This is a genomic window from Flavobacteriales bacterium, from assembly GCA_016700415.1.
In the GTDB taxonomy this organism is placed as follows: domain Bacteria; phylum Bacteroidota; class Bacteroidia; order Flavobacteriales_F; family PHOS-HE28; genus PHOS-HE28.
Window position 1 is genome coordinate 3433157 of record CP065018.1, and the last position, 13156, is coordinate 3446312.

Genomic DNA, 13156 nt, shown 5'->3' on the forward strand with positions numbered 1-13156 from the left:
CCATCGCAGGACCCACTATATGTCAGAGATGCCGGTCGGCATGGTCAGATACGTATCATACCAATTCGCATTACAAAATGACCCGAAGCTGTACGAACCCCTGAGCCTTGACACGGTTACGTGCCAGATCTCCGCAACCGCAGTCGGATTAGCTGATGTGCGAGATTAGCTGATTAGCTGTTGGTCGCTCCACGCAACGCTATCAGCTAAACCTTTCGACAATGAACATTCGAAAGCAGATGGAAAGCTGGGGCTGAGATTCGCGAAAGGATCAGGTTATCTTCTATTGCGAATTGGTATCCGTCCTACGGAGACGGTAATGACCACATCCATAGATAGCAAAAAGCCCCCCGTTTCCGGAGGGGCTTTTGCGTTGTGTGTATCCCGCTCAGCGATCTCCCGAAGGGGACCCCAGAGGTTCCGTACTTACCGGATAATGCTCAACCGCTGGACGGTCTTCTGTCCGTTGACGGTGATGTTCACCATGTACACTCCGCTGGCGATGTCGCTCGGCAGGTCGAGGATGGTGGTGAAGCGCTCACCGCTGTTCCCGAACTCCTTGGCGAAGACCTGCTTGCCGTAGATGTCCTGGATGTCCACCGTGATGTTCTGGTCCGCGTCCTGGATACCATCGATGCTCAGATTGACCTGACTTTCACGCACCGGGTTCGGCCACATCGTCGCCGTTCCAGTGGCTTGTGCCATGCTGGCCTCGGGGCGGGGGTTGCCGTTGTTGATGGTGATCGTACAGGTCTGGCCGCAGAAGCCGCTGTAGGTGGCGCCCACTTTCACGTTCACTTGCACGCTGTAGGTGGAGCCGTTGACCATCGGCGGACGGTTGTTCCACTTCAACTGCAGGATGTAGGTGCTGCGGATGAAGGTCTCATCGTAGCCCTCGCTGGGGATGAAGATGCGGAACTGGTACTCCGTCGCACCCACCACCGGCGTGGCATAGATGAAGCTGTTGTTGGTGTTGAAGGCGCGTTCCTCGCCGCAGGAGTGCCCGTAGGTGGGCGCACTGATCAACTCCGTGCAAGGCAATGACGAGCCCAGGCCCACCTCGCAGCCACCACCGAAGTGTGCGCTTGCCAGCGATCCGGAACCATCGTTGCGCACGCGGACGAAGTACTTCACGCCGGGCGTTAGCGGGCTCGTCTGCATTTGATTGAAGCGCACCCAGTTCGTCGGTACCGCGATGCGGCGGATGAAGCCGGCGTCCGGATCGGAGAACTCGAACTGGTAGCTAGTAGCTCCCGGCGCGTTGTTGCAGTACACCTTGCTGTTCATGGTGAAGTCGAAGATGCCGCAGGACTTGGCCGCCGTGTGTGAGTTCCCAACAGGCAGACAGAAGCTGTGCTCCGCGTAGCCAGCGTAGGCCGGGGTGAGCGAAGGCGAATCAAACCCGTTGGCGAAGTCATCGCCCAGCAGCACCCTGCCGCTGGTGGACTTGAGCTGCCAATTACCGTTGTTGATGCCGTCGCCGTAGCCGTCCATCAGCCTGAAGCCATAGCAGGTGTTCTCCGGCGCGGCTCCCAGACAGACGGTCTCGCTCACCAGCATGTGCTCTTGAGCGGCTGTAGGCCCGCCCGAAGCGATCACTGCGTTGCTCGCGTCTGTGATCTCCCAGGTGGTCTCTGTCGGGTTGTAGTCGGTGTTGATCGCCACCACCACTTGGTTGCCCGTGCAGGTGAAGTAGGTCCATTCCACCGTGGTGGCGCCTTCGTCGGCACCGTCCTGGATGAAATAGACGGTCTGCTCAACACCGGTCCCGTTCATCCACAAGTAGTCGGTGGCTCCGGCCGCACAGTATAGTTCGTTCGCTCCGGGGCAGGAGATTCCATAGGCGATGCGTACCTGTCCGAGGTAAGGACCCACCGGGGTACTTGCGAAATAGATGCCGTAGCCCGGTTCCACAACGTAGGACATGATCAGATCACCGCCGGTATTGCCGGCACTGCAAACGGAGATGTCGTCATTGGTGCCGGTGGTGTTGATCCCCAACGCACCGGTCGTCCCGCTGAGGGCGATCACGCGGGAGCAGTCATCACCGTTGAAGATGGTGAAGGTGGAAGCCGTACCGTTCGGGCCGTAGTTGCCGCTGCCGCAATCATTCCGCACATAGACGTCATACGGCACGTCCATGCTGAGGCCGCTCAAGGAAGTACTTGTTCCGCTCACGGCCATTACTGTGCCGCCATTGGCTGTGGCACCCGTTCCCGGCGTGAACCCCGCAAGCCCGTATTCCACGATCACGTTACCGCTGCACGATGCTGACCAGCTCATGTTGGCATTGGTACCTGTGTTCACTGTGCTCACGGCCACGCCGCTAATGGTGGCGCAGAAGGGACCTGAAGCAGGGGTGTAGGAATAGTATTCAGCTTCAAAGATTGCGCCCGTAGTATTGTGCGTTGCTAAGAGGTAGACCCGTTCCGTGTTGCAGTTGGTGTTCGTCCAGGAGAAGATGGCATCGTCCCAAGGGCCGTACGGAATGACGTTCGGTCCAGCATCAAGATAACCGCCGCCCGAAGCGGATGCCAGACATATGTTTCCGGGACAGCTACCACCATAGGCAATGCTCACTTTGTAGCCGCTGCACCATGGCCCCAGCGTGAGGGTGGCACCCGGCTCCACGTCATGGAAGAGCACAATATCCTTGCCCGTAAGGCTGGCAAAGCAGGCCGAGCTGCTGTAGTTCGGGTTGGCCCCGACAGTTGTACCGAGGGTGGAATACGAATCGCTCATCACCGGCAGGCCCAAGGTCGCAATGTCGATGGCATTGCTACAGAGATCGCCATCCACGATACCGAATGCCGCAGGCGCGGAATTCTCGCTGTAGTCGTTGCCTCCACAATCCTGACGAACATACACTTCGTAGTTGCCATTGGCGAGGCCTGAGATCGTTGCGGGCGAGCTTGCGGAAGTGACCACGGTTCCGCCACTGGCGGTGGCACCGGTCCCGGGTGTGAAGCCGGTGGTGCCGTACTCAATGATGTAAGTACCTGTGCAGGCAGAGCACGTCCAGTCCACATCGACCGTACCCGCTCCCGTAACGGTGGCACCCACGGCCAAGGGCTTGGCGCAGGTGGGGGCGGGCAGGATCCGAAAATTGTCCGCTCCGATGTCGTTCCCATTGGCATAGGGGCCGGCCGTTCCCTTTAAGCGGATCACTGTTTGGGCGGAAGTGGAGCCTATGGTGTATTCCTTGGTGACCCATGCGGTAGCACCGATATTGTTGAGCGGTGCGCCCAATGATGTGAAACTGGTACCTCCATTCTGGGAAACAAGGACTTCGAGGGTGCCGTTCCCGTATGCGTTGATGTATTCGAAACGCAGCAGCTCAGCGCCGGTTCCGGCGGACATGTCGATATGGTAATCAAGGTTGCCTACGACCGACCCGCCTTCGCGGCTATGGAACCGGGCTGTGGGTGCTATCGCACCGTTCTCGAACGTGAAGAAGCCACCGAATGTGTTGGCCCAGCCGGCCGATGCGCCTTGGTCATTGCGGCGCCAAGTACCCGGACCATACGCAGGAGAGTTCGTCCAGTAGTTGTTTGCGCTGGAAGGAACGTCGGTGGTGCTGCACCGGTCCCCCCATGAAGAGAAATCTTCCGTGATCTGTGCGCCGCTGAACACCTGGTAGGAAGATGCCGGAGTGGATACGGTGATTTCCACCGGGGTGCTGGCCACGGTGCTGGAGCCTACGCTGCAGGTCACTTCGCAGCGGAACCACGTGGTGGTGAGCAGCGCGCCGGTGGTATAGGTCGGTGTCGCCGGGCCCACATTGGTCCACGGTGCTAACCCGTCTGGGCTGGATTGCCACTGATAGCTGACACCGCTGCCGGAGGTGGCGTTCTGAATGCTCAGGTTGGAGGTCACGCCAGGGCATCCGGATGTAGTGCTCGCCAAGGTGTTGCCCGGAGCGGGCGGGGGAGTGCAGGGTGATGGCGGGCTGAACGTGTATACGCTTCCATCGCCCGGCCAGACGCCGCCACCCGCAGGGTTGGTCGTGCTAGCAACTGGCCCCGGACGGATGTTGACATAGTTCGTGCTGACAGCACCGCCAATGGCGATCAGGTCGTCGCTAAAGCCGTTTTCCCCCACGCCATATCGGAACTCCATCAGGTTACTGCCTTCATAGAGCCATACCTGATAGGTGCTGTTGGCAGTGGCATCGTTGTAGTTGGTCCCCACGTTCCATTGGATGACGCGGATCTGAGAAGGAGGACTGCCTACAAGGGTTGTTGAAATACTTCCTGTGGCAGTGGTGCCATCGGCACTGTATGGAAGGATGGCGGGCTCATTGCCCGGATTGGGCAGGTTGTAGATCGAATAGGCGCTTACCTGGGTACTCCCTAAACGCATGCACCCATTGGAACTCACGGAGAATTGTGTGTAGTTGATCCCTTCGTAAACGAATGTGAAACCGATGTTGGTGACCGCGGATGCGGCGTCATCTTGGCCAGAGCCGACCAGGACGGTGGACCCGCTCATGGGATCCAGTGAACCGCCCGCACTGTTAGCGAAGGAGTAGAGGGTCACGTTCTGGGCGCTCACCGAGGCCAGCAGGCCCACAGCGGCTAAGGTTGCCAACCCCGTCCGCCAACGTTGGCGCGCAGGGCGGTTGCGGAACGAGTAACGGGTGTTCATGTGAAGTTGGGTTTGGTTGATGAATGTGTTCGTGGTCAACTAAGTGTGGACGCAGCCGTAGCAAAGTATCCGTTTGGAACTTCGGAGGGCCTGCGGACGGGGCGGATAGTTCGCATTGGTGCGGAAGCTGGCGATGGCGACGTGTTGGAAGATGCCGGTCCGATATGGGGCTTCAAAATGCACACTTCGGGCTCACCTGCGCCCATTGCTGAGAATGGTTAAAGATCCCGTGAGGCGCTGGGCGGTCCGGCCATCGATCACCTCGTAGAAGTACGTTCCGTCCGGAAGCCCGGCCCCCCGCCAGTTGTTGGCGTAGTTGGCCGAGCTGAACACCATATTGCCCCAGCGGTTGAACACCTTCACCGAACTGCCGCTCCGGTAGAGCCCATTGATCACCCACGCATCGTTGAGGCCATCCGCGTTCGGGGTGATCACGTTGGGGATCACGATGTCACAACCGGAGTTCACGTGGACCTCCAGACTTGCGGATTCCGGGCACTGGTCCGTGGCCGTAACGGTGTACGTGGCATTTTCGAGACCGGGAACATGAATAGGGCTGCCCAGGCCTGCATTTCCCCAGTCCAGTGAGACCTCGCCAAGTCCGCCAAATACGGATGCGCTCATTGGAACACTGTCCGTTCCGCATTGCAGATAAAGATCCTCGGCGGTGATCTCCATGGGTGTGTAGTCCATGATGATCAAGGACACGGAGTCGGTCAGCGTCGATCCACAAGTCGAGGTCCATGTCGCGTTGATCGTCAGCAGCTCATCGCCTTCAGTAGCCTGGTCCCTGATCGCAGTGATCGGGAAGGTGACGTTGGTGGAGCCGTCCGGAATGATCACTTGAGCAACGCTACCGGCAAGGTCGTCCGCCGTGATGCCGGTGCCGCTGTATGTCAACTGGATGTCTGCATCACCTTCTGTCGAGGGCCGCTCCACCGTGACAATGGCCTCACCGCAGCCTTCCGTCAAAGTCCCGTCGTTCAGGGGGGTGGCCACCGAGACGGAAAGGGAGCCGGAGGATGAGAAGCTGCCCCCTTCGATGAAGACGGCCGAGTCCAGGCTGCTGTCACCGGCATGCGCGATGGCGATCTTGATGTGGTAGACCTGCCCGCATTGCACGGCTGCGCGGGCCCGGATCGGAACGGTGAAGCCGTCGAGCTCTACCGTGGTGGTGGGGTTGAAGGGATTCGGTTCAGGGTTATTGACGTAGTAGATGCTGTTGGACTGCCAGTCGGGGTCGGATGCGGCACAGACGTATGCCCCACCCCCTAGCACACCGGGTGTGCCACTGTTCACCGTATTTATGGCGACGGGAACCTGCGTGCCGGGCAACACGCCGAGGTTGACGGCATTGTTGGTGAACGGCCCATTGATCCCCGGGCCGCTGAGGAAGAAGCCGAACACATCATTGAACTGCGAACAGACATACTCCGGGTATTCCTCCGAGCCGAAGACGAAGCGGAAACTGATCGAATCACCGGTGGGGATGAAATCGAATTCCAATACGGCCACGCAATGTTGCATGGTTTCGATGAAGGCCAGGTCAGGGTCGGGTGTGTTCACGGGGAAAGCCGGAGGCACTGTCAGGCTGGTGTTCATGTTGGGGCCGACCACCTCCGGCACTTGGCCGGTGGCCAGGACCACGCCGTTGGCCAAGCCCAAGTTCGAGGTGCCGGCGAATGAACCGATCTGATCATGGATGGTATTGGCCGGTTGCCCGTTGAATGTCACATTGCTCACCGTGACACCCTGCCCGACAAGGATGGAATTCACCAGTTCGTTAGGCGTGAGGTTGTTCTGGACCGCCAGTTGGGCACGTGTGGCACCGATGAAAAGCAAACAGCCGGAGAGCAACGATACGGTTTGGAGCTGGGAGCGGTTCATGATTTCGGTCACGGGGATCGATTGCGTTCCCAATGATCGCGATTCCGATCGTTGCGGACCCTCTGGATGGGATGGGCCGTTCAACAAGTTGCCGGTCCGTGACCTCAGCGCAATACGGTGACCTTGCCCGTAAAGGCCCTACTGATCCCATCCACCGAACTGCGGACGTGCAGCTTCCAGGTGTACACGTCGGTCTTGGGTTCGGCTCCTTTCACCGTGCCATCCCAACCGGCCTCCATTTCTGCGGTATGGAAGATCTCGGTGCCCCAGCGGTCGAAGACGCTGAAGTCGTAATCGCGCCTGTCGGTGTCCTTGATCACGGGAAGGAAGAGGTCGTTGGTCCGATCGCTGTTCGGGGTGAAGGCGTTGGGGACGTAGACACTGAACACGCCATCGATCTCCACCGTACGTTCAATAGTGTCGGTGCATCCGAAGAGGTTGGTCACGATCAGTTCCACGGGATAGGTCCCGGCTTCCTCCCTCGGGAAAGTGACGATGACCTCCTCGTCACTGGACTGGGAAGGCATCCCTTGTGTGAATGACCAGGCCAAGCCGATCGCGTCATCGCTTGACTGGTCTTGGAATTCAATTTCCGTATGATAGAGATCGGTAGGCTGCGGCCCGAATGAGAAATTCGCGACGGGGGAGGGATCCACATGCACCAAGTGATACAGGGTGGTATCGCCTTCGCAGCCTGCGGGCGAAGTGACGTTGAGGGAAACGGTATAGGTCCCGGGTTCCAGGTACGCATGCGCCGCCCCGCATAAGGACGATGAACCACCATCACCGAATTGCCAGAAGCAACCACCGATCATCCCTGGATCGGTGGTGTTGGTGAACTGCACGTCCAAGGGGGCGCATCCGCTGTCCGGCTCAACGAAAAAGGTCACGACCGGCAAGCCGTATGCTGTGACCGCATTAGTCGCCGTGTAGGTGGCGCTGCACCCGAGCGTGTTGGTCATGGTGAGCGATACGGAATAGATGCCAGGAACATCGTAGAGCCCATCCGCATTAGTGGTGGTATCAGTCTGGCCGTTGCCGAGGTCCCAGAAAGCGGATTGATGGTCCGCGTCCGGTGTTTGGTTGTCAAAGCGGACACTGAGGGGCACGCAGCCGTTGTCCGGGGAGTAAGAGAAGGCCGGTTCCGGGGTGGATAGGATCTGGATGAGGTGGGACATGGTGACATCATCGGTGCATCCGAAGCTGTTGGATACGACAAGCATCACATTGTAAGTACCGGGCGTTGAATAGGCATGGCTGGCCGGGCTGGGATCACTTGATATCGCCCCATCGCCGAAAGACCAAGTGCACGTATAGCTGCCCGCTGGTTGACTGGTATCGGTAAACACCACGGGCAGGCCTACGCAGCCGATTGTAGTGTCCGGAGTGAAGGAGGCGATCGGGGTCGGGTGTACGGTTATGAGGCCTTGGAATAGGCTATCGGTAGTGCATCCTTGGGCAGAGGTCACTGTAAGGCGGACATCGTACGTTCCGGGAAGCGTATAGGTATGGGGCACCGAATTCGCCGCTGACGTGGTGCCATCGCCAAGATCCCACAGAACGGATCCGTTCAATGCCGGGTCGGTGAGGTTGTTCAGCACCACATTGAGCGGGGCGCAACCTGAGGTCGGTGTGGAACTGGCCAATGGTTCTGGAAATTCCACCAATACTTCTTTTTGGACCAATGCACAGGAGCCATCGGCACGGGTCACTCGGATGGCATACGTGCCACCACCCAGCCCCAAAGCGGACGCATCGAGTATTGGACCCGTTTGTCCGACAATGGCCACGCCATCCAAGTACCATTGGTAAGAGTTCTGCGGTGCTTGGTACGGTGCCGCAGTAAGCACCAGGTCATTGGTACACGGATATCCCGCACTTGTAATTGCCACCTCGGCGTTCACCAAACTCATGTCGTCGATGAAGAAATAAGGCTCGCTGGAACCCCACATGTTGTAATCCTGTGGAATGGGACAAGCCGGTCCGAACATGATGGATCCCACATTGAAGGGTGCCTCAAAGGTGATGGACAAGTTCTGCCATGCATTGGAAGGGATGTAGGTCACCGTGGCAAGCTGGGTGTATCCGAGCACCGTGGGACAATACTGGGCCGGCATCGGGTTACCCCACACGGGGTCGTACATGGTATAGGGAAGAGGCGGGCAGGTGTCTAAACCGTATATAGCCATTTGGAGAGGACCGAAATTGATCGGCAAGGTGCCGTTCATGCCGAACTGCATGCGCACCGCTGCCAAGTTGAACCCCAGCTCATAGGTCTGCCCGGCAACCATCGGTGTGGCAAGGCATTGGGTCAGGAATTCATAGGATTCGCCGCCCGGCCAGGTATGCACCACTATACCGGCCACGGCGTTGCCATCCGGTACGGGTTGCGGGATCATAGGGGGAAAGAAGCCGCACGGATTGAAATAGTCGGCAGTGGCGGAGATCTGGTAATCCTCCCAACCCGTCGCACAATTTAGGTAGTTACCTTGGTTCGTACCGGGGTTGCCCGGGCAGCAGGAATGATCCTCGAACGACCCGTTCGTGATCAGATTGACCGAGGGAGGCAGCAGCGTACATGGACAGCCCGTGGTGTCGTTCAGGTCCACCAAGCCATTGCCGTCATCGTCTATGCCGTTGTCACAGATCTCCTGTGCGGTCAGCAGCAGCCCGGAGCACACCGCCAGCAACGTGAGGACGATGCGGGTTCGGAGCACTCCGGGCCATTTGCTGCTATGTCCGGCACAAGAGGTCATGGATCAATGGGCCACCATCACACGCAAGGGGTAAGTGTTTCCGTTGGTAAGGACCACGTGCGCCACATAGGCTCCGTCAGGAAGGTCTTGTACCGGCACGTTCACCTGTGCATGGTCCTGGGCCTGCAGGATGCGCACGATGCGGCCTTGACTGTCCGCCAAGCGGATCATCTGCATTGGCCTGGGAGCCTTTATCGTGAAAGCATCGTTTGCGGGAGAGGGGAAGATCACCGGGGTGTTCCCACCTGCATTCAGGTCTTCGATCCCTACGGAGATGGACACGGTGTGGCAACTATTGGCCGTGGTGGACTCCGATCCGCAGGATCCCGTTATCGTCAGGCAAACGGTATACTGGCCGTTGGCGGCATAAGTGTGGCTTGGGGATTCCTCCGTACTCGTGGACCCATCACCGAAAGACCAACTATAGCTGGCCGCATTGGTGCTGGTATTGGTAAAGTTCCAGACATAATCGTTGCCGTTACTGTCCATGTTGAACGCTGCGATCACTTGGCAGCACGGATCATAGCTGCCAACGGCCATGGCCTCCTGGCCCACGATCCAGGGATACATATTGAAACCCGAGCCGCTCAGGCTGGTGAAGGGAGCCACCGTGGCGGTCTGGTTGGTCCACTGGAGGTCCAGGTTGATATTGTGGCAAGCGGCATGGCCTTGGGCATCGGTGCGGATCAGGATGCCCTGCCAATCAATCGGGCCAGAGCCATAGCTGTCGGTGAACCCAAGGATGGAATAGCCGCCACCGGCCATGGGAATGATGGACAGCGGGTTGTCCGAGCCGGCCGCTCCATAGAGATTGGACCATAAGAGAGTGCCATCCGCACTGAATTGCCCCCAAAGCATTTCATAGCCGCCTAGACCTCCGGTAATGTACTGCGGGTCAGCCACCCAGGTCACGCCACCGTTCGGTGCCGGGGCGATATCCACTACCTCGATCCCCTGCTCGAGCACTCGGGTCCAGATATGTTGTCCGGTGGAGGAGATCTTGGTCAGGAAGGCGTTCACGTTCCCTGGGAAATAGCCCAGCGAGCGACCACCGACATAGAGGTCCCCGTTACTGGATTCCATTACGCAATAGGCCTCGTCCACCCCGTTGCCGCTGCTGATGCTGCGCGCCCACATCTCATTGCCCAACGCATCGGTGCGCACCAAGTAGCCGGAGGGTGAATAGCCCGTGCTCAAGCTGTCCCCATAACCCACCATGGCAAAGCCTCCATCGGCCAGTTCCGTGGCCTTGTAGGCCCAATCCCAACCGGGGCTCCCATAATAGCGCGACCATTGCACCTCCCCCAACGTGTTGAGCTTGGTGAGCTGCATGTCGTACAAGTTGCCGCCTGCATCCGTGCGTCCTCCGGCAATGAAGCCGTCACTGGTAGCGGTGAGCGTGTGGAGTGCATTGGACCCACCACCGACATCCATGCGCTTGGCACTGAGCAGTGTGCCATCCAGGTCGATGTGCATGATGATCCCATCGCGGCTATTGGTGCCTGTACCCAGGGCATAGCCCACTACCACAATGCCATCCGGACCTGCGGCGATGCAGTTGCCATAGAGTCCCTCATCCACGAAGTAGGGGTATTTGAACGTCCATTCGTGCTCTCCTGTGGGCGAGATGCGCGTCACCTGTATGTCGCCTTCGTTCTCATTGGCCAGTACAAAGTGCCCCTCGCTGTCCACGGCCACGCCATGGAGGCCAAGGGCACCGGGTATGGTGAATACCCGTTCCATGGGGTCCTGCGCGAAGGCGAGTGAACCTATACAAAGGAATAACGGGAGTAGTGTCTTGCGCATGTGATTCGTTCTTGTTTCATGCAAAGGAAAGGAAGCGGGACCAAAGGCGGATATTCGCTCGTCCCAGCCCGAACGGACCGCCCCATCCTCACTTATTTCCGGGCGCGCTCCGTGAGCAGTTTGGCCACATGCTCCTTATAGCTGCGTCCGCTCAAGAGATGCTTTCCGTTGCTCATGGTGAAGGTGAACTCATTGTTGCCGCTGTAACGGGTGCTCAGCACATGGGCCATGTTCACCATGAAGCTCCGGTGGATCCGTACGAAATCAACGGGGTCCAATTCCGTTTCCACCATGTTCATGGTCATGCGCAGCAGGTAATGCCGGGCTTCGGTCTGAAGTACCAGATAGTTGCCCTCGGCCCGGATCCAGAGCAGGTCCTTCACCGGTATCCGGTACTCCCTGCCCTTTTCCCTGATCACATACTCCTGCGTGAACTCCTTCCGGGTGTTCAGATGGTCCTGCACTAGGTCCAGCATACGGTCCGTAAGGCGTTTGTTCTCCCGCATTTCCATGAAGTCCTTGGCGCGGGCCAAGGAGATATGGAAGCGGTCATCATCGTAGGGTTTCAGCAGATAATCCACGGCGCTCACGTTGAAGGCCTTCAGCGCATACCGGTCGTGCGCGGTGACGAAGATCACGAAAGGGGAGATGCCCGGGGCGAATTTCGCGATGACATCGAAGCCGGTCAATTGTGGCATCTGTATGTCCAGGAAAATGAGGTCCACGGGTTCTTTGCGGAGCACTTCCAAGGCCTCGATGCCGTTACGGCACTCAGCCACTATGCGGATGTCCGGATCGGTGCCTAGCAACCGCACCACACGGGACCGGGCGGCGGGCTCATCATCCACTACGATAGTACGGATGTTCTTCATGGGATCGTGCTTTCACGGGTCTCGTAAGGCATTGTAATGGAGACCTGGAAACCATGACCATCCTCCGACCGGACCTGAAATTTCCCCTTCGGCCCATGCAGCAGCGTGATCCGCTCCTTCACATTGCGAAGACCGATACCGCCGTTGGAAAGGACTTTGGAAACGTCCGGGCAGCCCTTCCCGTTATCGCTTACCTCCAAGTGGATGAGATCATGGTCACGCCGCGCGGCGATGGTGATGCAAACCTCGTCGCTCGTGGCGTCCAAACCATGCTTGATCGAGTTTTCCACTAAAGGCTGGAGCAGCATTCCGGGCACCATGGCGTTCTGGCATTCGGAAGGGATGTCATAGCGCACCTGAAGCCGGTCCTTGAAGCGGATCGTTTCGATGTCGAGGTAATTCCCGACATAGTCCACCTCGTGGATCAAGGGGACTGTCTCGTGCCGCTCTTCATCCAGCGTGGTGCGGAGCAATTGGCCCAAGCGTGAAAGAACCGTGCGGGCACTCTTGTTGTCCACGTCCATCAGGGCGCTGACGGTGTTCAGTGTGTTGAATAGGAAGTGGGGTTGAAGTTGCTTCTTGAGGGAAAGCAACTGGGTGGTCTGGAGCTCGTTCTGAAGTTGGAGGACCCGAGTACGCTCGGCCCGGACCTGCCGACGTGACTCTGTGTACATCAATAGGACCAGCAATAGCCAGTACTCCATTAAGCGTTGTACAATGCCTCCGGGCAGACTGAGCAGCACCCCATTGAGCATTTCCGGCCGCCAGGGCATCCGGCCGCTTTCATGCAGCACGAGTATGTACATGATGTTCGTGAAGGTCTCGTGGAATGAACAGAGCACCAGGCCAAGGCCGAAATGGAACAGGATGGGCCTCCACAGCGGGCGCGCATTCAAAGGCCAGCGCTTGGCCCAGCGGTTCACCAAAGGCAGCACCAACGCCCATGTGAAGAAATTGAGGAACGGGATCGGGGCCTGGATCCACCAGTCAAACCGGAAGATGTGCGTGCCCAGCTCCGTACGGCCGATGAAGGATGTGAACACGAAAAGAACGGAAAGCAAGCCCGCCGCGAGGAACACGGTGCGCATCGGGATGGGTGAACTTCCGATGTACGAGCGAACACTGGACCATATCCTCATCTTGAGGCTGGTCTTGCTCCGGTAGGCCCCCTCATTTTCAAGGAATGGG

6 protein-coding genes are annotated in these 13156 nt (G+C 58.4%); all 6 read right to left on the bottom strand.

What is annotated here, in order from left to right:
- Positions 1–426 precede the first annotated feature (426 nt).
- The 6 genes from IPP95_14330 to IPP95_14355 all read right to left on the bottom strand — a co-directional run bounded on the left by IPP95_14330 (position 427) and on the right by IPP95_14355 (position 13056).
- Complete coding sequence (locus tag IPP95_14330; GenBank protein QQS72328.1) at positions 427–4647, bottom strand: T9SS type A sorting domain-containing protein; 4221 nt, start codon at positions 4645–4647, stop codon at positions 427–429.
- Between the two features lie 192 nt (positions 4648–4839).
- A complete protein-coding gene (locus IPP95_14335; GenBank protein ID QQS72329.1) occupies positions 4840–6534 on the bottom strand; it encodes a choice-of-anchor L domain-containing protein in 1695 nt (564 codons plus the stop codon).
- 104 nt (positions 6535–6638) lie between these two features.
- Positions 6639–9251 (bottom strand): PKD domain-containing protein, encoded by a 2613-nt coding sequence (locus IPP95_14340; GenBank protein ID QQS72330.1) that lies wholly within the window; start codon positions 9249–9251, stop codon positions 6639–6641.
- Positions 9252–9293: 42 nt separating this feature from the next.
- Positions 9294–11096 (bottom strand): PKD domain-containing protein, encoded by a 1803-nt coding sequence (locus tag IPP95_14345; GenBank protein QQS72331.1) that lies wholly within the window; start codon positions 11094–11096, stop codon positions 9294–9296.
- A gap of 92 nt (positions 11097–11188) precedes the next feature.
- Positions 11189–11968, bottom strand: a complete 780-nt coding sequence (locus IPP95_14350) for a response regulator transcription factor (GenBank protein ID QQS72332.1) — start codon at positions 11966–11968, stop codon at positions 11189–11191.
- Positions 11965–13056, bottom strand: coding sequence for a histidine kinase (locus IPP95_14355; protein QQS72333.1), 1092 nt, complete (start codon positions 13054–13056; stop codon positions 11965–11967). The genes IPP95_14350 and IPP95_14355 overlap by 4 nt, the downstream gene beginning before the upstream one ends.
- Positions 13057–13156 lie beyond the last annotated feature (100 nt).